The 19,980-nt window shown below is 59.5% G+C and carries 22 protein-coding genes and 1 other RNA gene; 9 read left to right on the top strand and 14 right to left on the bottom strand.

Annotated elements, in window-relative coordinates; translation table 11 throughout:
* Nucleotides 1-5: 5 nt before the first annotated feature.
* Nucleotides 6-599: a LysE family translocator gene (locus tag ACQZ5K_RS08885; RefSeq protein WP_080856548.1), complete on the bottom strand. Its 594-nt coding sequence runs from the start codon at nucleotides 597-599 to the stop codon at nucleotides 6-8.
* 164 nt (nucleotides 600-763) lie between these two features.
* Between ACQZ5K_RS08885 and ACQZ5K_RS08880 the strand changes: the two genes are divergently transcribed.
* Nucleotides 764-1,609 (top strand): aldo/keto reductase, encoded by an 846-nt coding sequence (locus ACQZ5K_RS08880; RefSeq protein WP_448740167.1) that lies wholly within the window; start codon nucleotides 764-766, stop codon nucleotides 1,607-1,609.
* A gap of 173 nt (nucleotides 1,610-1,782) precedes the next feature.
* Here the strand turns inward: ACQZ5K_RS08880 and ACQZ5K_RS08875 are convergent, their stop codons facing one another.
* The 4 genes from ACQZ5K_RS08875 to ACQZ5K_RS08860 all read right to left on the bottom strand — a co-directional run bounded on the left by ACQZ5K_RS08875 (nucleotide 1,783) and on the right by ACQZ5K_RS08860 (nucleotide 5,191).
* Nucleotides 1,783-2,313, bottom strand: coding sequence for an SRPBCC family protein (locus ACQZ5K_RS08875; RefSeq protein ID WP_448740166.1), 531 nt, complete (start codon nucleotides 2,311-2,313; stop codon nucleotides 1,783-1,785).
* Nucleotides 2,306-2,674: an ArsR/SmtB family transcription factor gene (locus ACQZ5K_RS08870; RefSeq protein WP_031233868.1), complete on the bottom strand. Its 369-nt coding sequence runs from the start codon at nucleotides 2,672-2,674 to the stop codon at nucleotides 2,306-2,308. The genes ACQZ5K_RS08875 and ACQZ5K_RS08870 overlap by 8 nt, the downstream gene beginning before the upstream one ends.
* A gap of 131 nt (nucleotides 2,675-2,805) precedes the next feature.
* Nucleotides 2,806-3,378, bottom strand: a complete 573-nt coding sequence (gene ilvN, locus ACQZ5K_RS08865) for an acetolactate synthase small subunit (protein WP_003522378.1) — start codon at nucleotides 3,376-3,378, stop codon at nucleotides 2,806-2,808.
* Nucleotides 3,379-3,397: 19 nt separating this feature from the next.
* The gene (locus tag ACQZ5K_RS08860) at nucleotides 3,398-5,191 is read right to left on the bottom strand and encodes an acetolactate synthase 3 large subunit (protein ID WP_035239227.1); all 1,794 of its coding nucleotides are present in this window, start codon (nucleotides 5,189-5,191) and stop codon (nucleotides 3,398-3,400) included.
* 382 nt (nucleotides 5,192-5,573) lie between these two features.
* Between ACQZ5K_RS08860 and ACQZ5K_RS08855 the strand changes: the two genes are divergently transcribed.
* The gene (locus ACQZ5K_RS08855) at nucleotides 5,574-7,583 is read left to right on the top strand and encodes an ATP-binding protein (protein ID WP_448740165.1); all 2,010 of its coding nucleotides are present in this window, start codon (nucleotides 5,574-5,576) and stop codon (nucleotides 7,581-7,583) included.
* A 9-nt stretch (nucleotides 7,584-7,592) separates the two neighbouring features.
* Here the strand turns inward: ACQZ5K_RS08855 and miaA are convergent, their stop codons facing one another.
* Nucleotides 7,593-8,489 (bottom strand): tRNA (adenosine(37)-N6)-dimethylallyltransferase MiaA, encoded by an 897-nt coding sequence (miaA, locus tag ACQZ5K_RS08850; RefSeq protein ID WP_448740164.1) that lies wholly within the window; start codon nucleotides 8,487-8,489, stop codon nucleotides 7,593-7,595.
* On the opposite strand from miaA, the gene serB reads away from it, so the two are divergent.
* On the top strand, nucleotides 8,488-9,378 hold the full coding sequence (gene serB, locus ACQZ5K_RS08845) for a phosphoserine phosphatase SerB (protein ID WP_448740163.1): 891 nt from the start codon (nucleotides 8,488-8,490) through the stop codon (nucleotides 9,376-9,378). The two genes, miaA and serB, sit on opposite strands and share 2 nt — an antisense overlap.
* Nucleotides 9,375-9,938 (top strand): GNAT family N-acetyltransferase, encoded by a 564-nt coding sequence (locus tag ACQZ5K_RS08840; protein WP_448740162.1) that lies wholly within the window; start codon nucleotides 9,375-9,377, stop codon nucleotides 9,936-9,938. The genes serB and ACQZ5K_RS08840 overlap by 4 nt, the downstream gene beginning before the upstream one ends.
* Nucleotides 9,939-9,963: 25 nt before the next feature.
* Here the strand turns inward: ACQZ5K_RS08840 and ACQZ5K_RS08835 are convergent, their stop codons facing one another.
* The 8 genes from ACQZ5K_RS08835 to ACQZ5K_RS08800 form a co-directional block, all read right to left on the bottom strand.
* The gene (locus tag ACQZ5K_RS08835) at nucleotides 9,964-10,713 is read right to left on the bottom strand and encodes an SDR family oxidoreductase (RefSeq protein WP_448740161.1); all 750 of its coding nucleotides are present in this window, start codon (nucleotides 10,711-10,713) and stop codon (nucleotides 9,964-9,966) included.
* A gap of 90 nt (nucleotides 10,714-10,803) precedes the next feature.
* The gene (locus tag ACQZ5K_RS08830; protein WP_065655840.1) at nucleotides 10,804-12,348 is read right to left on the bottom strand and encodes a Do family serine endopeptidase; all 1,545 of its coding nucleotides are present in this window, start codon (nucleotides 12,346-12,348) and stop codon (nucleotides 10,804-10,806) included.
* A gap of 212 nt (nucleotides 12,349-12,560) precedes the next feature.
* Nucleotides 12,561-13,448, bottom strand: coding sequence for a DMT family transporter (locus tag ACQZ5K_RS08825; RefSeq protein WP_448740160.1), 888 nt, complete (start codon nucleotides 13,446-13,448; stop codon nucleotides 12,561-12,563).
* Between the two features lie 131 nt (nucleotides 13,449-13,579).
* Entirely contained in the window at nucleotides 13,580-14,503 is a 924-nt protein-coding gene (gene hflC, locus ACQZ5K_RS08820) for a protease modulator HflC (RefSeq protein ID WP_448740159.1), read from the bottom strand.
* A 1-nt stretch (nucleotide 14,504) separates the two neighbouring features.
* Nucleotides 14,505-15,623, bottom strand: coding sequence for an FtsH protease activity modulator HflK (gene hflK / locus ACQZ5K_RS08815; protein WP_003522368.1), 1,119 nt, complete (start codon nucleotides 15,621-15,623; stop codon nucleotides 14,505-14,507).
* A gap of 143 nt (nucleotides 15,624-15,766) precedes the next feature.
* Nucleotides 15,767-16,294 carry a dihydrofolate reductase gene (locus ACQZ5K_RS08810; protein WP_142779453.1) on the bottom strand — a complete coding sequence of 176 codons (528 nt, stop codon included), beginning with the start codon at nucleotides 16,292-16,294 and terminating at the stop codon, nucleotides 15,767-15,769.
* Nucleotides 16,291-17,085, bottom strand: a complete 795-nt coding sequence (locus ACQZ5K_RS08805; RefSeq protein WP_448740158.1) for a thymidylate synthase — start codon at nucleotides 17,083-17,085, stop codon at nucleotides 16,291-16,293. Before ACQZ5K_RS08805 ends, ACQZ5K_RS08810 begins: the two co-directional genes overlap by 4 nt.
* Nucleotides 17,086-17,184: 99 nt before the next feature.
* A complete protein-coding gene (locus ACQZ5K_RS08800; RefSeq protein WP_003522365.1) occupies nucleotides 17,185-17,493 on the bottom strand; it encodes a DUF2853 family protein in 309 nt (102 codons plus the stop codon).
* 142 nt (nucleotides 17,494-17,635) lie between these two features.
* Between ACQZ5K_RS08800 and ssrA the strand changes: the two genes are divergently transcribed.
* From ssrA to ACQZ5K_RS08775, 5 genes are all read left to right on the top strand, one after another.
* Nucleotides 17,636-18,010: a transfer-messenger RNA gene (gene ssrA, locus ACQZ5K_RS08795) on the top strand.
* Between the two features lie 229 nt (nucleotides 18,011-18,239).
* A complete protein-coding gene (locus ACQZ5K_RS08790) occupies nucleotides 18,240-18,752 on the top strand; it encodes an SspB family protein (RefSeq protein WP_127757242.1) in 513 nt (170 codons plus the stop codon).
* Between the two features lie 44 nt (nucleotides 18,753-18,796).
* Nucleotides 18,797-19,000 (top strand): DUF4169 family protein, encoded by a 204-nt coding sequence (locus ACQZ5K_RS08785; protein ID WP_127757243.1) that lies wholly within the window; start codon nucleotides 18,797-18,799, stop codon nucleotides 18,998-19,000.
* A 113-nt stretch (nucleotides 19,001-19,113) separates the two neighbouring features.
* Complete coding sequence (locus tag ACQZ5K_RS08780; protein WP_003522362.1) at nucleotides 19,114-19,323, top strand: ribbon-helix-helix domain-containing protein; 210 nt, start codon at nucleotides 19,114-19,116, stop codon at nucleotides 19,321-19,323.
* A gap of 231 nt (nucleotides 19,324-19,554) precedes the next feature.
* Nucleotides 19,555-19,884: a hypothetical protein gene (locus tag ACQZ5K_RS08775; RefSeq protein ID WP_448740157.1), complete on the top strand. Its 330-nt coding sequence runs from the start codon at nucleotides 19,555-19,557 to the stop codon at nucleotides 19,882-19,884.
* Nucleotides 19,885-19,980: the final 96 nt, after the last annotated feature.

The raw sequence follows: 19,980 nt of genomic DNA, 5'->3' as shown, positions 1-19,980 counted from the left end.
GACCGTTATTTCAGCATCGGCCAGAGGCTGATGACGAGAAGGACGGCCATGGTGATATTGAACCATTTGAGCCGGACCGGCACAGCCAGCCATTCCCGCAAGGCAGAGCCGAAACCCGCCCAGGTGGAAACGCTGGGAAGATTGACCGCGGCGAAGGCCACGCCAACGACAAGCACGGTGAGGAAATATTGCCGCTCATCCGTATAGGTCGCCATCGCCGTCACCGCCATCACCCACGCCTTGGGATTGACCCACTGAAAGGCGGCCGCGGCAAGGAAACTCATCGGCTCCGATGCGGCCGAACCTTCGCTCAGGCTGCGGGAGGTGCCGATCTTCCACGCGATCCAGACGAGATAGAGCCCGCCTGCGAATTTCAGCCCGGTGTAAAGCACGGGCACCGAATGCAACAACGCGCCGAGACCGAAGCCGACCCCGATCAGCAGCGACAGGAACCCCGCCCCGATGCCCAGCATATGCGGGATGGTGCGGCGGAATCCGAAATTCACGCCGGAGGCAAAAAGCATCATATTGTTCGGGCCGGGTGTGATGGATGTGGTGAAGGCAAACAGCACCAGCGCGACAAGAGTTTCGACAGTCATGAATTCTCCTTAAGCCGAAATCCTATCCGTCGAGCCAACATCAGGCCACCCCGCCGGACCGATGGCCGTGGTCAATTTTTTTGATGGATCGATCCTCTCCATGCCGGCTTTGAGAAGTCGGAACAAAGTTCTATTGTCCAATCACCAACCGCTGGAGCGAACCCATGTATGACGATATTCCTTCCGTCACCCTGCCCTCCGGAAAAGAGGTTCCGGCCCTTGGCCTCGGCACCTGGAACATGGGGGAGACGAGATCATCCGCGCCGCAGGAGGTCGAAAGCATCCGCAAGGCGATCGATCTCGGCATGACGCTGATCGACACGGCGGAAATGTATGCGGACGGCAGATCGGAAGAGGTGGTCGGCGCGGCCATCGCCGGCCGTCGACAGGACGTGTTTCTGGTCAGCAAGGTCTACCCCTGGAACGCCAGCGAAAGAGGCACGGCGGAGGCCTGCGAACGCAGCCTTGCAAGGCTCGGCACCGACCATATCGACCTCTATCTGCTGCACTGGCGCGGCGAGCACCCGCTTGCAGAAACCGTGGCGGCTTTCGAAAGGCTGAAGAGAGACGGCAAGATCGGCGACTGGGGCGTCTCCAATTTCGACACCGACGACATGGAGGAGCTTTTCGCGGTTGCCGGCGGCAAGAACTGCGCGGCCAATCAGGTGCTCTACAATCTGTCCCGGCGTGGGCCGGAGTTTTCGCTGCTGCCCTGGTGCCAGGAGCGCGGCGTGCCGCTGATGGCCTATTCCCCCATCGAGCAGGGCCGCATCTTGAAGAACCACGAACTCATCCGCATCGCCAAGGCCTATCAGGCGACACCGGCGCAACTGGCGCTCGCCTTTCTTCTGGAAAGGGACGGCGTCATCGCCATCCCGAAATCCGCCAGCGTTTCCCGTGTCGAGGAAAATCGCGGCGCGACCGATCTTGAAATAACCGAGGAAGACTGGGCCGCTCTCGACGCCGTCTTCCCGCCGCCAACGCGTAAGACGTCGCTGGAAATGCTGTGAGGTAACAGAGGGTTACGAAACACTTCGGAATCAATCGCTCAAGCGGTTGAATCGGAATGTGAACACCAGGCAGAAAAGCAGGCCTGCTGTTCTGGGATGCGTCATCAGTCCCGGACCGGAAGAAACGGCGCGACAGGCCGCGCCGTCAGACCATGAGAACGCACCGCGCTTCATTACGGTATGCGGTGCTCATATTCCTCTTTCAGCCCCAGCCAGGTATCCCAGAAGGGTCCCGGCTCCTCTTCCTGAAGCCGGGCAGCGAGAATATCGAGGTGCACGTGCCAGCCGGCGCTGACATTGAGCCTGGTCGTGCGATCCGCCAGTCGGCGATGGATCAGCGTCAGAAGCACGTCCTTGCCCAGAGCCTGAAGCTCGATGGACACCTCTGCGCCCTCGCCCCAACTGAAAACAAGGCGATGCGGCGGAACGACGGTGATGATGCGGGACGCCATCCTGTGCTCTTCGGAAAAGCCTTCCGGGCGACGGCCCGGCGGATCGGAAAGCTCATCGTTACGCCAGACAAGTTCGAACGGCGCATCGGGCGCAAGCCGCATTTCGCCGGAAGCCAGCCAGCGGCGGCGAAGCTCGCTTTGTGTCAGATAGGCCCATACCCGCTCGATCGGCCCCGGCAGCAGCCGTTCGATCTTCAGGGTTGTCGGTTCGACAAGACGGCCATAGGCGTCAGGCATTGCAATATCAGCCATTGTCATTTCCTCCATCTGCAGGGATTTTTCCCTGATCATCCTCCCTGAGCATCTGCTCAAGAATATCGAGGCGGCTGCCCCAGAACTGTCGGTAGAAATCGAGCCATTCATGCGCCTCTGCCAACGGTTCCGGCGCAAGGCGGCAGACATGGATGCGCCCCCTCACCTCGCGGCGGATAAGCCCCGCATTTTCCAGCGCCTTGATATGTTTCGAGGCGGCAGCGAGCGATATGTCGAACGGCCTGGCCAACTGGCTCACCGTTCGCTCACCAAGGGAAAGATCGCGTAGCATCGTGCGCCGCGTGGCGTCGCCAAGGGCATGAAAAACGGTGTCGAGATGTGAAGCGGATAATTCAACCATGTTGTTGAATATAGACTGTCGGCGCAGAAAGTCAACCATATGGTTGAATATCTGCCGATCCGGGCGAAGCCATAAAAAAACCCGCGGCGAACCGCGGGCTCATATTCCAGCATATGCTCCGGATATGGAGGTTACATCCCCTGCGGGCCGCGATTCATCGCCGCGATACCGGTGCGGCAAATCTCGATCAGGCCGAGCGGCTTGATGATCGCCACGAACTGGTCGATCTTCGACGACTTGCCGGTGATCTCGAAGATGAAATGCTCCACCGTCGCATCCACCACCTTGGCCTGAAACGCATCGGCAAGGCGCAGCGTCTCGGCACGGTCCTCGCCGGAACCGGCGACCTTGATGAGCGCTACTTCGCGCTCGATAGGCCGCTCCTGCCCGAGTTCGCGGGCGCGAACGGTGAGATCGAGAACCCGGTGCACCGGCACGATGCGCTCAAGCTGCGCCTTGATCTGCTCCAGCACGATGGGTGTGCCACGCGTAACGATGGTGATGCGCGACAGATGCGCCTCATGTTCCGTTTCCGAAACCGTCAGGCTTTCGATGTTGTAGCCGCGGCCGGAAAACAGGCCGATGACCCGGGCGAGAACGCCCGGCTCGTTGCTGACGAGAACCGACAGCGTGTGATTTTCGACGGCAGCCGTTTCCTTCTGGATGAAATAGGCCGAGCCGGTGGGTTGTAGGTGTGCGTTCATGTCCTTTTCCTCTCCCGGCTCAGACTAGCTGACGGCCCTTGGCGTCAATGGCGTTGGCAACAGCTTCATCCGTCGCCTCATCCGGCAACAGCATCTCGTTATGGGCTTTACCAGACGGGATCATCGGGAAGCAATTGGCAAGATTGGCGACGCGGCAATCGAAAATGACCGGCTTCTTGACCGCGATCATTTCTGCAATCTTGTCGTCCAGTTCCTTCGGATCGTCGCAATACATGCCGACCGCGCCATAGGCTTCCGCCAGCTTGACGAAATCGGGCATGGCTTCCGTATAGGAGTTGGACAGGCGGTTGCCATGCAGCAGCTGCTGCCATTGGCGTACCATGCCCATATACTGATTGTTGAGGATGAAGATCTTCACCGGCAGACCGTACTGGATGGCGCAGGACATTTCCTGAATGCACATCTGGATCGAGGCGTCACCGGCAATATCGATGACCAGCGCGTCCGGATGGGCGACCTGAACGCCGATGGCCGCCGGCAGGCCGTAGCCCATGGTGCCGAGACCGCCCGAGGTCATCCAGTGGTTCGGCTCCTCGAAACCGAAGAACTGCGCCGCCCACATCTGATGCTGGCCAACTTCAGTGGTAATGTAAGTATCGCGACCCTTCGACGCCTCATAAAGCCGCTGCAAGGCATATTGCGGCATTATGACATCGTTGGAATTCTTGTAGGCGAAGGAATTGCGGGCGCGCCAGCGCTCGATCTGCGCCCACCAGTCGGCCGTCTGCGCCTTCTCAACCTTCTTCGGCAGAGCGCGCCACAGGCGAACCATATCTTCCAGAACATGGCTGACATCGCCGATGATCGGCACGTCGACGCGAACCGTCTTGTTGATCGAGGACGGGTCGATATCGATATGGATCTTCTTCGAATTCGGCGAAAACGCATTGATGCGGCCGGTAATTCGGTCGTCGAAACGCGCGCCGACGCAGACCAGAACGTCGCAATCATGCATCGTCATATTGGCTTCGTAGGAACCGTGCATGCCCAGCATGCCGAGCCAGTTCTTGCCGGAAGCCGGATAGGCGCCGAGACCCATCAGCGTCGAGGTGATCGGGAAGCCGGTCAGCTCGACCAGTTCGCGCAGCAGCCGGGTTGCCTCCGGGCCGGAATTGATGACGCCGCCGCCGGTATAGAAAACCGGCTTCTTCGCCTTCGACATCAGGTCGATGGCGGCATGAATGGCGTTCAGATCGCCCTGAACCTTCGGCTTGTAGCTCTCGTGCTGGGTGGCGGCGGAGGGCGGCGTGTAGGTGCCGGTGGCGAACTGGATGTCCTTCGGAATATCGACGACGACCGGACCGGGACGACCCGTCTGCGCGATACGGAAGGCTTCATGGATGATGCCCGCCAGCTCGTTGACGTCCTTGACCAGCCAGTTGTGCTTGGTGCAGGGGCGCGTGATGCCGACGGTATCGCATTCCTGGAACGCGTCGGAACCGATCAGCGTGGTGGGAACCTGACCGGACAGGCAGACGAGCGGAATGGAATCCATCAGCGCATCCTGCAGCGGCGTGACCGCATTCGTCGCGCCGGGGCCGGAGGTGACGAGCATGACGCCGACCTTGCCGGTGGAGCGGGCATAACCTTCGGCGGCGTGGCCAGCGCCCTGCTCGTGGCGCACGAGGATATGCTGGATGTCTTCCTGCTGGAAAATCTCGTCATAGATCGGAAGCACGGCACCGCCAGGATAACCGAAGATGTGCTCGACGCCATTGTCCTTCAGCGCCTGCAGAACGATCTCCGCACCTGTCATGCGATTGCTGTTTTCCGTATTGTCCTTATCCGTCATTGCCTGTTTCCATCCCGCTTTGGCTTTGGATATCGAGGAGCCCGAGGGCCTGTTTGAAGACATAAAAAAAGGCCCCTAGAGGAGCCTCGTTCAGCGCATGGGTGCTTTCGCCGGATGGTTACACCATCCTGCCCATGCGCCGTCCCACCACGATAAGTACGTTAAGATTTTTCATGGGCCGGAGTGTTAGCCACAAAAGCGCCAGCCGTCAACGCATATTGCAGGAAAAAATCGCCGCCGCCTTCTTTTATTACCCGAAAGGCTGCTTCGGCGAAATTTTCGAACGCAGCCGATACACATGTTGTTAAGTATAATCTTTTAATATCGAGAACGCAGATACTGCCCGAACCACCGCGATCATCCGCATGTACCGGGAAAAAATGTGAGTAACGACACGTTTCATAGTGCGTCCCGCATGGACGAAAACGAACGGCGATCCGGCCAGCAGCCGGCGAACCGCATGCTGGGCCGCGTCATCGCCTGTAACGGTGCGCATGCCACCATCGCCGCCGAAACGGAACCCGGCACCACCGATGTCTCGCAGCTCTGGTCCGTCGGACGCCTGATCTCCATCGAAATGGGTACGAGCCGTGTGGCGGCGCTGGTTTTTTCCATGCGAACCGGCGAGGACTACTGGGCGGCGGACAGGCCGAACAGGCTGCTGATCGAGGTTGAACTGGTTGGCGAAGTCTATCGCACCGAGGACGGCAGCGAGCGCTTTTCCACCGGCATTTCCCGTTACCCCTATCTGGGTGCAGTGGCGCATCGCATCCGCACCAGCGATCTTGCCAAGATTTACGACAGCGGCAAGCGCGACGCCTGCACGATCGGCAGGCTGACGCAGGACGATACGATCAACGCCACCATCAGCATTCCCCAGATGCTTGCCAAACATTTCGCCGTCGTCGGCTCGACGGGCGTGGGCAAGACCACCGCCGTCTCGCTGCTTCTGAACAAGGCGATCGAGACCGACCCGAAGCTGCGTGTCCTCATTCTCGATCCGCATAATGAATTCGCGGCCGCCTTTCCCGATCATTCGGTCGTCATCGACACCGATACGCTGGATCTTCCCTTCTGGCTGATGCGCCTTGAGGAATTTGCGGAAGTGATTTTCCGCGGCCGCAAACCCGTGCCGGAAGAAATGGATGTCCTTCGCGACCTCGTTCCGGAAGCGAAAAAGGCATTTCGCGGCACCGAGGGTTCCGCCGTGCGCCGCACGTCCGACAAGAGCGCGATCACGCCGGATACGCCGGTGCCCTATCGCATGGCCGATCTTCTCGCCCTCATCGACGAGCGTATCGGCCGGCTGGAAGGGCGTGGAGAAAAACCCGCGCTGCGTTCGCTGAAAGGCCGCATTCTCTCGGCCATCAACGACACGCGCTATAATTTCATGTTCTCCAGCAATACGATCAGCGACACCATTCTGGAGACGGTCGCGCATATTTTCCGTATTCCCGGGGAAGGCAAGCCGATTTCGGTGTTCCAGCTTTCCGGCATCCCCTCCGAAGTGGTGAATTCGGTGGTCTCCGTCCTCTGCCGCATGTCCTTCGAACTGGCGGTGCTGGCGCGCGGCTCACTGCATATGCTTGTCGTCTGCGAGGAAGCGCACCGTTATGTGCCCGCCGACCCCGAGCGCGGCTTTTTCCCCACCCGGCAATCCATTGCCCAAATCGCCAAGGAAGGCCGTAAATACGGCATTTCGCTCGGCGTCATCAGCCAGCGGCCGAGCGAGCTGGACCAGACCATCCTGTCGCAATGCTCGACCGTTTTCGCCATGCGGCTGTCGAACGAGATCGACCAGAAGATCATTCTCTCCGCCGTACCGAACGCATCGACCTCGACCACCAGCTTTCTGTCTTCCATCGGCAATGGCGAGGCCATCGCCTTCGGCGAGGCCGTCAATGTGCCGATGCGCATGCGTTTCGACCGCGTGGCCACGGCCAAATTGCCGAAGGCGAGCGGCACCATCAGCCATACGAACCATGAAACCCCTGACACGGTCGATCTGAACAACATCGTCACCCGCATGCGCGCCACGGCCAAGCCTGTCATCACCGGTTTCCAGCAAAGCGTCGAAGCAGCCTTTTCCGATCTGCCGGAGCCGGCAGCCGCACCACGGGAGACGGACGACATCGACCGCTGGAAGCGGGAACTGGGAACGGCCGCACCGGAGGGATACGAGCCCTATCGACCGGACATGCTGCCCGGCCGCACGCTCTCCCCATCGCCAAATCCGGCGGCACCCGATGCCGCCTCCGGCGCCGTCAACGAGTTGCGCAAGGCGAGTTTCCAGATGCAGGCACAGAACGGCCCACCGCCCGGCGATGCACGTCCCTCGCTCCGCGAAAGCCTGCTGAAGAAACCGCTCGGTAGTCTCTACCGGAAAGACTGATGGGCGCTCTCACGGCTGGATACGTGTCCAGTCGTCGCCCATCTGGTTGCGGAACCAGGTCATCTGCCGTTTGGCATATTGACGGGTCGCAGCCGCCGATTTTTCGATCACCTCCGCCTCGCCGATGCGCCCGGCCAGCATATCGGCAATCTGGGCAACGCCGATCGCCTTCATTGCGGTGGCATCGGATGCGAGGTTAAGCGCGAGAAGCGCCTGCACCTCCTCCACCGCCCCGCTATCCATCATCATCTCGAAACGCCGGTTGATGCGGTCATGCAGCACCGGCCTTTCCGGCAGGACGACGAATTTTTGCGCTCGGTCGGGATCGACGATCATCGGACCGCTGGCACGCTGAAAATCCCGGATCGACTTTCCGGTCGCCTTGAGCACCTCCAGCGCCCGGACGATACGCTGGCCGTCTCCCGGCTGCAGCATATCCGCCATGGCCGGATCGTGCAGTGCGAGTTCGGCATGGAGCGCAGCCGCTCCCTCCCCGATCAGCCGGGCACGCAGCCCATCGCGGATGTCATCCGGAATGGTGGGCATGTCGGAAAGCCCACCCGTCAGCGCCTTGAAATAAAGCCCCGTACCGCCGACGATGACGGGCAAACGCCCCTGCCCGCGCAAATCCGCAAGCAGGGCGGAAATCTCCCGCAGCCATTCGCCGGTTGAATAGAGGCTGCTCGCCGGCACATGGCCGTAGAGAAGATGCGGCACGCCCTCCATCTCGTCTTCGGACGGCCGCGCGGTCAGCACCCGCAGCGTGTCGTAAACCTGCATGCTGTCGGCATTGATGACGACGCCGTCCCGCTCCCGCGCCAGACGAAGCGCAAGCGCGGACTTGCCGCTTGCCGTCGGGCCGGTTATCAGGATCGCATCAAAATTCTCATCAAGGTTTTTCATCATGGCTCTCGTTGCCACGCTTATCGCCAATCCGTCAAATCCTGTTCTGACACCGGCCCTCGGCGAGGCGGCCGCAAAGGCCGTCAACGCATCGGGCCTTTATTGGCTGGCCGATGGTATCGCCTGCGATATTGCCCTGCCTTCCGGCACCGCAGCCGAACAGGCGCGGAGCGCCATTGCAGCCACGCTTGCCGGCCAGCCAGTCGATATCGTCATCCAGGAACAGGATCAGCGCCGCAAGAAACTGCTGATCGCCGATATGGATTCGACCATGATCGGCCAGGAATGCATCGACGAACTGGCCGCCGAAGTCGGGCTGAAGGAAAAGGTCTCCGCGATTACCGCCCGCGCCATGAATGGCGAGATCGCTTTTGAACCTGCCCTGCGCGAGCGCGTGGCGCTGCTGAAAGGCCTGCCCGTCTCCGTCATCGATGACGTCATCGAGAAGCGCATCACCCTCACACCAGGTGGCAAGGAACTCATCGCAACCATGAAGGCGAAGGGTTATTACACGGCCCTCGTGTCAGGCGGTTTCACCGTCTTCACCAGCCGTGTCGCCGCCATGCTTGGTTTCGATGAGAATCGCGCCAATCTGCTCGGCGAGGCCAATGGCGAGCTTGATGGCACCGTTGCAGAGCCCATTCTCGGCAAACAGGCCAAGGTGGATGCGCTGAACGATATTGCCGCAAGGCTCGGCATCTCGCCGGAAGAGGCGATGGCGGTCGGCGATGGCGCCAACGATCTCGGCATGCTGCATCTGGCCGGCGCCGGCGTTGCCCTGCACGCCAAGCCGGCCGTGGCCGCCGAGGCGCAGATGCGCATCGACCATGGCGACCTGACGGCGCTTCTCTACATCCAGGGCTACCGCAAGACGGATTTTGTCACTCCATGATCATTCGGGAAACACAGAGACTCATTCTGCGCGAGTGGAAGGAGAGCGACCGTGACCTGTTCCGCGAAATCAACGCCGACGAAAAGGTCATGGAGTTTTTTCCCTTCCGCCGCAGCCATGCGGAAGCGGACGCCGTGCTGGAAACCATCAACGGCATGATCCGCGGCAGCGGCTATGGCTTTTATGCCATGGAACTGCGCGAGACCGGTGAAGTCATGGGCTTCTGCGGCATCTCCCCCGTCATGAACCTCCATCCGCCCTTCCCGGTCGGCACCATGGAGATCGGCTGGCGGCTCGCCACCCGCTTCTGGGGCCACGGTTATGTCACGGAAGCGGCGCAGTCGCTGCTCGTCATGGCCTTCGATGAAAAGGAAACGCCGGAAATCGTCTCCTTCGCCGTCCACAACAATCACCGTTCGACGGCGGTAATGGAACGCATCGGCCTGAAGCGCGATCCTTCCCGCGACTTCGACCATCCGCGCGTGCCGGAAGACACGCATCCGCATCTGCGGCCGCACGTCACCTATGCGCTGACGCTGGAAGAATGGCGGGCGCGATAAGACACCTGCCCGCCAGCTCCCAAGGTCATTTCACCGCGGCATTGCCGCCATCGGCGAACAGAGCGGCACCGGCGACGAAGCTCGCCATGGGGCTCGCGAGGAAAAGCGCTGCCCGCGCAATTTCCGGCGGCTCAGCGATACGTTTCATCGCGTGCAGGCCGGCGGCCCATTCCTTCTGGGCGTCATCTCCTGCGGCAGGTGTATCGACCCCGCCGGGCAGCAGCGCATTGGCGCGAATGCCCTTCACGGCATAATCGGCGGTGATGCCTTTCACCAGCCCCATCAACCCCGCCTTGGCCGCGCCATAAGCCGCCATGCCCGGTATGCCTGCACTGGTGCCGACAAAGCTCGAGGTAAAGACGATGGAGCCGCCACCCCGCATCAACATCGGCGGTACTTGGTAACGCGCGCCCAGAAAGGCGGAGGTGAGATTGACGTTGAGCGCATGATCCCATTCCGCAGGCGAAATCTCCGCCAGCGGTTTCATGGCTCCCACCGCTCCGGCATTGTTGACGGCGATATCGAGGCCACCGAAGACGCTTATGGCCTCATCCGCCAACCGTGAATGGGTTTCCGTAATACCGGCATCGCCGGCAACCGTGTGGACACGGCCGCCGGCCTCACGAATGTCTGCGGCAACCTCATGCAAGGCCTTTTCGCCGCGCGCATTGATGACAACGGCCGCACCTTCGGCGGCAAACAGCATCGCCGTCGCCCGGCCGATGCCGGATGACGCGCCGGTGATGATGGCAACCTTGTTTTCGAGTAATTTCATATTCTTGGCCTCCGTTCGATGGAGACCAAGAATTAGAGAGCGGCCGGTATCACAACCACCCGATTCCTGCCTGGCCGGGCGGAGAGCGCCTTATTCCAGCGGCAGCGCCACGACGCGCAGATTGCCCTGCGCATCGGCCACCATCATATGCGCATTCTTGCGGCCTTCGGATTTAAGGCCGTTGACGCGCACCAGCACGTCGCCCGGAACTTCCATGAAATCCTGCCCGACCTCGACGATGATATCGCCGGCCTTCATGCCCTTCTGCTCGGCGGGCGAGCCCGGATCGACGCTCGCCACCAGCACGCCTTCGACGCTTTCGGCAATGCCCTTTTCGGTGCGCAACTCGTTGCTCAACACCACGAGGTTCATGCCAAGCACGCTCTGCGGCGCCTCGCGAACTTCCGGAGTCTGGTCCTGCGCCTGATCGTCGGCGCCGCCATCATCTTCCGGTGCAACCACACCGCCATCGCCGTCTTCACTCTGCTGATCTTCGGCCGAGGCCTTTTCGTCGGTCGTATCCTGCAATTGCCCAAGCTTGACCTTGACGGTTTCCTCCTTGCCGTCTCGCAGGATCACCACATCGACCTCCTTGCCGACCGGGCTTTCCGCCACGATCCGCAAGAGGTCGCGCATTTCATGAATATCCTTGCCGTCGAATTTCAGCACGACATCGCCGGCCTGGATCGGGCCGTTCTCCACCGGTCCGCCCTTGGCGACGCCGGAGATCAGCGCACCCTTGGCGCTGTCCATGCCGAGGCTTGCCGCCACATCGTCGGTGACCGGCTGAACACGAACGCCGAGCCAGCCGCGGCGCGTCTCGCCGAACTCGATGAGCTGCTGGACGATATTCTGGGCAAGCTCCGTCGGCACGGCGAAACCGATGCCGATCGAACCGCCGCTCGGAGAAATGATCGCCGTATTGATACCGATAACCTCACCCTTCATGTTGAAGAGCGGACCGCCGGAATTGCCCTTGTTGATGGCCGCATCCGTCTGGATGAAATTGTCATAGGGACCGGCATTGATGTTACGGCCCCGCGCGGAAATGACGCCGACTGTCAGCGAGCCGCCAAGCCCGAAGGGGTTGCCGATGGCCATCACCCAGTCGCCGATGCGCATGCTGCGCGAATCGCCGAACTTTACGGCCTTCAGCGGCGTTTTCGGCTCCACCTTCAACACCGAAAGGTCGGTCTTGGTATCGGTGCCGACCAGCGTTGCCTTGAGCTTCGAGCCGTTCGGGAAAATCACCTCGATGGCGTCGGCGCCCTCGATGACGTGGTTGTTGGTGACAACGTAGCCGGCCGGATCGATGACGAAACCCGAGCCCAGCGAACTCACCTTTTCGCCACCCTCGGGCTTCTGGCTGTCGAAATAATCCTTGAAGAATTCCTGAAAGGGCGAGCCCTCCGGCAGACGCGGCGGAACCGGGCCCTTGCCCTCGGTCTTGACGTTCTGCGACGTGGAAATATTCACCACCGCATCGAGAAGCGGCTCGGCGAGATCGGCCACCGATTCCGGCCCGTGGCTCTGCGCTCTCGCAGCAACCGGTGCCGTCAGGCTACCTGCCACAAGCGCGATGCCCGCGACTGCGGCGATGCTGCTGCGAAAAGGCGAAAGAAGGGTCACGGCCATAAGCGTCCTCGCGTTTCAAATAGTCTTGCCCTGCATATATCGGCAAAGCATAAGGCGGAATGATGAAGTGTAAAAATACCTTTTCGTGAACAGGCAATTGATTCCGGCACCTCTTCGCGCACCTCAAAGCCGTACAGAAAAGCGCGCACGAGGCAAACACCTATTGTCGATTGTGATTGTTTCCAGAGAAAAACGCAGAGGATATGCGGAAATCATCGTACGGACGAAGCCTTCCGGCTGGCTATTACCCCAACGGCACCGCTCACGAGAACAAGACAATAACCCACCCACAAAACCGGAACGGGCCGCTCCGAGAAAAATAGGTAGCCGAATAATAAACTCCAGAGCAATTGGGTATATTGAACTGGCGCGATGACAGAAGACTGCGCCATCCGGATCGAAAGCGTCAGGCACAATCTTCCGATTGCGAGCAACGCACCTGCCCCAATGTAAAAGAGCCATTCGATCGGTGTCGGAGGCGTGTAGCGTTGCGGGAGAAGGATTCCGGTGATGAGAACGAGAATGACGACAGGCAGTAGGGTATCGGCCAGCGGAGTCGACTGGGCCCTCCATCGTCTCACCATGATCGTCGATGCGGATTGTGCAAAAGCGGCAGCAAAGGCTAGGACAACGGCCAAGCTGTCCATTGCGCCACTCGGCTGCAGAACGAGCAGGACGCCGACAAGGCCGAGACCGGCGGACAACCATTGAAGGCTGACAGGACGCTCGTTCAAAAACACCAGAGCCAGCAATATCGTGATGATCGGACTCGTAAAGCGGATCGAATAAACATCGGCGATTGGCATACGCGCGATCGCATAGAGCGTCAGCCATATCATGGCAACGGACATGAGCCCCCGCGCGGACACCACCGCCCATCCCTTCACCGAGTTAATTTTGAATCCACCCAATGGCTTGGCAAGCAACAAACCAAAAAAGACGGCAAAAACTCCGGAGAAAAAAAGCACTTGAGGAATAGAGTGCAAACCGCTGAGAATTTTTGAAGCGGCGTCCATCAATGAAAAAGCTGCAAATCCAAGTATGGTAAAAGTAAAAGCAGCTATATAATTGTCTCGATCATGCCCAAGTGCGCGCAGCATCTTCCATTCTTTCAGACTATTAAAGATCGAAGATTATTGTCGCTGACTCACAATTTTATGAACGTCACACCGCAAAGGCTCAAAAGAAAGGGCCGGTAAAACCGGCCCCTCCAAAATCATTTTTTCCGCTATCAGTTCGCCGGCGCTGGCGCAGGGACAGCCGGAGCGGCCGGGGCCGCACCGTCGATATTGTTGAAATAACGGAAGAAGGTCGAGTCCGGGGACAGAACCAGCGTCGTGCCGTTGCCGTTCAGCGCATTGGCATAAGCGGACATGGAGCGATAGAACTCGAAGAAGTTCGGATCGCGCTGGAAAGCCTCACCGAACACCCTGTTGCGTTCGGCATCGCCTTCACCGCGCAGCACTTCGGACTGACGGCGCGCATCGGATTCGAACTCGACAACCTGACGGTCGGCGATGGCGCGGCGGCGCTGCGCCTCTTCGTTGCCGCGGGCGCGGATCAGTTCGGCCTCGGCCAGACGTTCCGACTTCATGCGCTCGAAGGTCTGCTGCGAGACTTCCTGCGTCAGGTCGGTACGGCGGATGCGGACATCGACGATGCTGATGCCGAGCGATTCCGCATCGGGACGCAGATCGTCACGCACTTCCTGCATCATCGATGCACGGGCGTCCGAAAGCGCCGATTCGAAACCGCGCAGACCGTAGACCCGGCGCAGCGATGCGTCGAGACGGGTACGCAGGCGCGATTCCGCCGACATCTGGTCACCCGAGACAGTCTGCCGGAAGCGCCGCGCATCCGTGATGCGATAGACCACGAAGGCGTCGACCTCGTAGAACTTGCCGCCGGAAACCTGAACACGAATATTGTCGTGATCGAAGCGCAGCGCCCGGTTCTCGATATATTGCACCCGGTCGGCATCCATGAAGGCGAAGGGCAGCTTGAAATAGAGGCCCGGCGCGGTTTTCACATCCTGAATTTCACCGAAGCGGACGACGATGGCCTGCTGGCGCTCGTTGACGACGAAGATCGACGAATAACCGAGGAAAAGCACGACGGCGAGGCCGACGAGAATGGCAGAAAGACGGTTACCCATATCAGTTGCCTCCCTGCTGTGCTGCGCCCGGATTGTTGCGCATGATCTCGTTCAGAGGCAGATAAGGCACCACGCCCTGTTTTTCGTCGATGATGATCTTGTTGGAACCCTTCAGGACCTGTTCCATCGTTTCCAGGAACATGCGCTGGCGGGTCACGTCCGGCGCGGTGCGATACTGGTCATAGATGGAGACGAAGCGCTGCGCCTCACCCTGCGCCTCGTTGACGACGCGCGACTTGTACGCGTTCGCTTCTTCGAGGATCTGCGCGGCCTGACCGCGAGCGGCGCCGAGCTTCTGGTTGGCGTACTGGTTGGCTTCCTGAACGAAGCGGTCTTCGTCCTGTTCTGCACGCTGCACCTCGTCGAAGGCGTCGGCCACTTCGCGCGGCGGCGCCGCATCTTCGATGGCCACGGCATTGATGGAAATGCCCGCGCCATAACCGTCCATGGTGGACTGGATGATGGTGCGCACATCCGCCGCAATCGCCTGACGGTTATCGCGGAAAATGTCCTGTGCCGGACGACGGCCGACGACTTCGCGCATGGCGCTTTCGGAAACCTGCTGCAGGGTTTCGGCCGGGCTGTCGACGTTGAAGAGATAGGATTTCGGATCCGAAACCGTATAGAGCACCGAGAACTGCACGTTGACGATGTTCTGGTCGCCCGTCAGCATCACGCCGCTCGACGAAGACGACGAGGCGCGCGAACCGATATTCTGCTGCTGCTCGGTAACCTTGACGATTTCAACCGTCTCGATCGGCCACAGATGGAAATGCAGACCGGGCATCGAGATTTCGTCCTTCGGACGGCCGAAACGCAGCTCCACGCCGCGCTCGTCCGGCTGGACGGTATAGATGGACTGGATGCCGAGGAAAACCAGCACGACGAGAACCACGATGGCAACCGCGCCGCCGTTGAAGCCGCCGGGCAGTACATTCTTGAAACGGTCCTGGCTGCGCCGGATGATCTCTTCGAGATCGGGCGGGCCGCCATTGCCGCCGCCACCGCCGCGAGGCCGGTTAGGCCCCTGCCCCCATGGGCCGCCACCGCCGCCCTGGTTGTTTCCTCCACCGCCGCCGCCCCAAGGGCCGCCGCCGCCATTCTGATTGCTCCAGGGCATCAATACCTCTTTATAAAAGCCTCTCCCGGTTCCGTTCGAAAGCGATTGCTCGCGTGCGGCGGGAATATCGACCCGTTATAGGAAGGAGAAGCGTCCGTTTCAACGCAGAGGTGGTAACTAAATACCCAATCAGGGTAAATAGTTCACTTTGACGCGGCTCTTCGCACATAAGTGGTAAACAGAACCGGATAATTGTCCTTTTCCCCTGCGGGAGCTGGGATTTCCTCGGTTTTCTCAAAAACGGCAGGATCGATTTCCGGAAAAAAAGTGTCGCCATCGAGCTTTACCGCGACATGGGTGACGGAAAGTTGATCGGCGAAGGGCATGGCCTGACGGTAAATCTCACCGCCACCGGCCACGAAGACCTCATCCACACCCAGCTCCGCAGCCTTGCTTCTGGCAAGCTTCAAAGCCTCCTCCAGCGAGGAGACGACATCCACGCCTTGCGGCCGGTAATCGGCATTGCGGCTGACGATGATATGCGGGCGGCCCGGCAAGGGACGCTCGCCGACGGATAAAAATGTCTTGCGGCCCATGATGAGCGGCTTGCCCATCGTCATCGCCTTGAAGCGCTTGAGGTCGGTGGAGAGTTTCCACGGCATGTCGAGATCGCGGCCGATGACGCCGTTTTCGGACACCGCAACGATGATGGTGACGCGCGGCTCGCTCATACCGCGATCGGCGCCTTGATGCTTGAATCGGCCTCGTAGTTTTCCAGCGTAAAGTCTTCGAACTTAAAGGCGAAAAGGTCCTTCACATCCGGGTTGAGGCGCATCGTCGGCAGGGCCTTGGGCGTGCGGGTCATCTGCAGCTGCGCCTGTTCGAAATGATTGGCATAGATATGCGCATCGCCGAGCGTATGGACGAAATCGCCCGGCTTCAGGCCGGTGACCTGCGCCACCATCAGCGTCAGCAGCGCATAGGACGCGATGTTGAACGGCACACCGAGGAAAATGTCGGCCGAGCGCTGATAGAGCTGGCAGGACAGCTTTCCATCGGAAACATAGAACTGGAACAGGCAATGGCAGGGCGGCAGCGCCATTTCATCCACCAGCGCCGGGTTCCAGGCCGAAACGATGTGACGGCGGGAGTTCGGATTGGTTTTCAGGCCCTCGATCAAAAGCGCGATCTGATCGACATGGCGACCGTCCGGTGCGGGCCACGAGCGCCACTGCGCACCATAGACCGGACCGAGATCGCCGTTCTCGTCGGCCCACTCGTCCCAGATGGAAACGCCGTTTTCCTTGAGATAGGCGATATTGGTATCGCCCTTCACGAACCACAGCAGTTCATGAATGATGGAGCGCAGATGCAGCTTCTTGGTGGTGAGAACCGGAAAGCCTTCGAAGAGATCGAAACGCATCTGGTAACCGAATACCGAGCGCGTACCCGTGCCGGTGCGGTCTCCGCGGTCGGAGCCGGTTTCCATCACGTGCCGGAGAAGATCGAGATATTGTTTCATGCGTTCTGCCGCCGATTCCCTGATATCGAGGGAATATAATAGCACAGGGCGGCAGAACCAATCACCGGGGAAACGCTTATCCCCGCCTTTCAGGAAAAATCAGAGAGATTGCAGTTTCCCGAGTTCCTTGGCGACCAGGTAATAAAAGGTCACGCGCGATTTGGAGCGGTCCGCCGCCATGGCCTTGGCAACGGCATCGATTGCCTGATCGGCCGTACCGTCGGTCACGCCGAGCTTCTTGCCGCACCAGCTCGCCTTCACACGTGCAAGCTCTTCCGGATCGGAAGCGGACACCAGCGAGGAATCCCGGTTGCGCAGGGCGATGCCGAGATGCTTGACGATCTTGCCGACCACGGCTTCGTCGGCTGCTGCGTCGTATTTCTTCACATCTGCGAGATAGTCAGTCATGTCCACTCCTTCGTGTGTCCCCGGCCCGGTGTTGCTTCTGGTGACCGGTTGCATGGACAATGGGACAGCAATCCCTCGTCGTCAAGAATTGTCTAAAGTGCGGGCCGCAATCACGAAACCTTTTCATGGAATTGTCATCACCCCCCTTTTCTCAGGCGGTCGAAACGCCTATATGAGCCTTGCTGGGGCAACCCGGCTATGGCGATAAACGGTCGGTGTAATAAACCTATTGGACCCGGGGGCGGTACCCGGCGCCTCCACCAAAAACCGGCGGGCTTTCATGAAACGAAGGCCGGCTTTTGATGGGGGCGAAATAGGATCGACAAGGGCGTAAAGATCGAACTTTTGCTCGGCATGATACCGCCGTTATCGGGTCACAAGTGTAGTTGCAAACGACAACAACGCTAAGGAATATGCTCTCGCTGCCTAATGGCGGTGCGGGAATTCCGCTCTAAAGTCCTCACGGTTAGCCCCGTGAGGCGGGGTTCGGAGGTACCTGGCAACAGAAACCTCCACCTTCTCCATTTTGCCTGAATTGGTTATATGATAGCTGACTCGCAATCGGCATCGGCTTTTCCGTTGCTGCCGTTCAGGACATTGCGTATACTTGGCCAACGCGTGAGCGTCAGGATCGAAAATGATCCCGGCTCAAGGATTACGCGAAGATTCAAAGTGTTACAGCGTCCTTGGCGCGCAAGCCGCGCCGTGCATGAAAAGACGTTCGAATAAGGGAAAGACAGGACCGCATGGGGCAGGATCATATCCGTTACGACATTCTCGCACAGGATGCCCTTCGCGGCGTTATTCGTAAGGTTTTGGGTGAAGTGGCAGCAACCGGCCGTCTGCCCGGCGACCATCACTTCTTCATCACCTTCCTGACCGGCGCGCCGGGCGTGCGGATTTCCCAGCACCTCAAGGCGAAATATGCCGAGCAGATGACCATCGTTATCCAGCATCAGTTCTGGGACCTGAAAGTAACCGAAACCGGCTTCGAAATCGGCCTGTCCTTCTCGGATACGCCGGAAAAGCTGGTTATTCCCTATAACGCCATTCGTGGTTTCTACGATCCTTCCGTCAATTTCGAGCTCGAGTTCGATGTGCCTCTGGCCGAAGAGGAAGAAATCGAAGACGCGGAGATCACCGCTTATCCCGTTTCCCATGAGGCAAAGCCCGCTGCCGCTGCCGAGACGCCCAAATCCGGCGAGGAAAAGAAGGAGGGCTCGGTTGTTTCGCTGGATGCCTTCCGCAAGAAGCAATAACGGCTTTTACGCCGAGCTTACGAAACCCGAGGAGACATATCCCCATGGCGGCCGATATCGTCAATCTGCGCCAGTTTCGGAAACAGAAAGCCCGTAGCGAAAAAGAAAAGCAGGCGGAGCAGAACCGCCTGTCCTTCGGCCGCACCAAGACCGAAAAAAATCTCACCTCGGCCCTGAACGAAAAGGCCGGAAAGGCGCTCGATCAGGGGCGGCTCGAAAAAAACGATGACGGGACCGGCAAAGACTGACCTGCCGGCCGGACGTCGCGGATTTCGGGACTATCGGAAAAGAATCGCAAAACAGGGACTTGCCGGGGAGACATGATTCAGACCTCCAACCGGTTTCACCGGAGACCGATCTGATGATCCGCAAGCACTCCGCGACGCTGCACGGCCACCGCACCAGCATTTCACTCGAGGACGCCTTCTGGGACGAGCTGAAAACCATTGCGGAAAGACGCAAGATCAGTTTCGCGGCCCTGCTTGCCGAAATAGACGACAACCGCTCCGCCGACAGCAATCTGTCCTCGTCCCTGCGGGTCTATGTGCTGAACTGGCTGAAAACCCGCTGACCTTCCGCAACCTGTCTGTCAAAGAGGCTGCTGCCACGAGCGGGCATCTCGCCGCCGGATTTTACCCATCAGCCACTACGAAAAATTCCGCCGAAAACTCGTAACGCCGTGAAAGTATTCATTAAACATTAGCGGCATAATCTGCGCTCCAAGGCATCCCCGTATTGCGTAGCCTTGCTTCCAGATTTTGTTTCATATCCTTCCATTCCACATATCCGCCACGAGGCGACCATGGTTTCTGCCGTTTCGGGAACGAGCGCCGCCGTTTCCCTGCTTTCTTCTTCATCCACATCGTCTTCAAACGTCTCCGAACTGAAAGCACAGATTGCCGAAAAGCAGTCGGAGCTTGCCCAAACCACGGAAGCGAAAGCACAGGAAGAGCTGAAGAGCGCAATCGCGTCGCTCAAGGCTCAGCTCGAGGCGCTCGAAAACAGCGCCGACAAATCGGCATCGTCGAGCGAGAATGCGGAAAAGCCAAGCCTTTCCGGCGAAAGCGCCAGGATCGGCGCCAAAAATTTCGACGCCGACACACCATTCGGCGAACGCGAAACCTGGGTTTGACAGTTTCGTCGGGATTTTTCCGTCAAAGCGATTGACGGGCAGCGCAAAATGCTCGCCTCGGAAGACCGCAAATCTTTTGCGAGATTTGGCCTTATC

The organism is Agrobacterium sp. 22-226-1 (genome assembly GCF_053522345.1).
Note: the sequence above shows the minus strand (reverse complement) of the source record. Positions and strands in the feature narration are given on the sequence as shown.

Excerpts from the sequence above, each read along its gene's own strand:
- ACQZ5K_RS08885 (WP_080856548.1), bottom strand. The coding sequence starts at position 599 with ATGACTGTCGAAACTCTTGTCGCGCTGGTGCTGTTTGCCTTCACCACA.
- ACQZ5K_RS08880 (WP_448740167.1), top strand. The coding sequence starts at position 764 with ATGTATGACGATATTCCTTCCGTCACCCTGCCCTCCGGAAAAGAGGTT.
- ACQZ5K_RS08875 (WP_448740166.1), bottom strand. The coding sequence starts at position 2,313 with ATGGCTGATATTGCAATGCCTGACGCCTATGGCCGTCTTGTCGAACCG.
- ACQZ5K_RS08870 (WP_031233868.1), bottom strand. The coding sequence starts at position 2,674 with ATGGTTGAATTATCCGCTTCACATCTCGACACCGTTTTTCATGCCCTT.
- ilvN (WP_003522378.1), bottom strand. The coding sequence starts at position 3,378 with ATGAACGCACACCTACAACCCACCGGCTCGGCCTATTTCATCCAGAAG.
- ACQZ5K_RS08860 (WP_035239227.1), bottom strand. The coding sequence starts at position 5,191 with ATGACGGATAAGGACAATACGGAAAACAGCAATCGCATGACAGGTGCG.
- serB (WP_448740163.1), top strand. The coding sequence starts at position 8,488 with ATGGCTCTCGTTGCCACGCTTATCGCCAATCCGTCAAATCCTGTTCTG.
- miaA (WP_448740164.1), bottom strand. The coding sequence starts at position 8,489 with ATGATGAAAAACCTTGATGAGAATTTTGATGCGATCCTGATAACCGGC.
- ACQZ5K_RS08840 (WP_448740162.1), top strand. The coding sequence starts at position 9,375 with ATGATCATTCGGGAAACACAGAGACTCATTCTGCGCGAGTGGAAGGAG.
- ACQZ5K_RS08835 (WP_448740161.1), bottom strand. The coding sequence starts at position 10,713 with ATGAAATTACTCGAAAACAAGGTTGCCATCATCACCGGCGCGTCATCC.
- ACQZ5K_RS08830 (WP_065655840.1), bottom strand. The coding sequence starts at position 12,348 with ATGGCCGTGACCCTTCTTTCGCCTTTTCGCAGCAGCATCGCCGCAGTC.
- ACQZ5K_RS08825 (WP_448740160.1), bottom strand. The coding sequence starts at position 13,448 with ATGCTGCGCGCACTTGGGCATGATCGAGACAATTATATAGCTGCTTTT.
- hflC (WP_448740159.1), bottom strand. The coding sequence starts at position 14,503 with ATGGGTAACCGTCTTTCTGCCATTCTCGTCGGCCTCGCCGTCGTGCTT.
- hflK (WP_003522368.1), bottom strand. The coding sequence starts at position 15,623 with ATGCCCTGGAGCAATCAGAATGGCGGCGGCGGCCCTTGGGGCGGCGGC.
- ACQZ5K_RS08810 (WP_142779453.1), bottom strand. The coding sequence starts at position 16,294 with ATGAGCGAGCCGCGCGTCACCATCATCGTTGCGGTGTCCGAAAACGGC.
- ACQZ5K_RS08805 (WP_448740158.1), bottom strand. The coding sequence starts at position 17,085 with ATGAAACAATATCTCGATCTTCTCCGGCACGTGATGGAAACCGGCTCC.
- ACQZ5K_RS08800 (WP_003522365.1), bottom strand. The coding sequence starts at position 17,493 with ATGACTGACTATCTCGCAGATGTGAAGAAATACGACGCAGCAGCCGAC.
- ACQZ5K_RS08790 (WP_127757242.1), top strand. The coding sequence starts at position 18,240 with ATGGGGCAGGATCATATCCGTTACGACATTCTCGCACAGGATGCCCTT.
- ACQZ5K_RS08785 (WP_127757243.1), top strand. The coding sequence starts at position 18,797 with ATGGCGGCCGATATCGTCAATCTGCGCCAGTTTCGGAAACAGAAAGCC.
- ACQZ5K_RS08780 (WP_003522362.1), top strand. The coding sequence starts at position 19,114 with ATGATCCGCAAGCACTCCGCGACGCTGCACGGCCACCGCACCAGCATT.
- ACQZ5K_RS08775 (WP_448740157.1), top strand. The coding sequence starts at position 19,555 with ATGGTTTCTGCCGTTTCGGGAACGAGCGCCGCCGTTTCCCTGCTTTCT.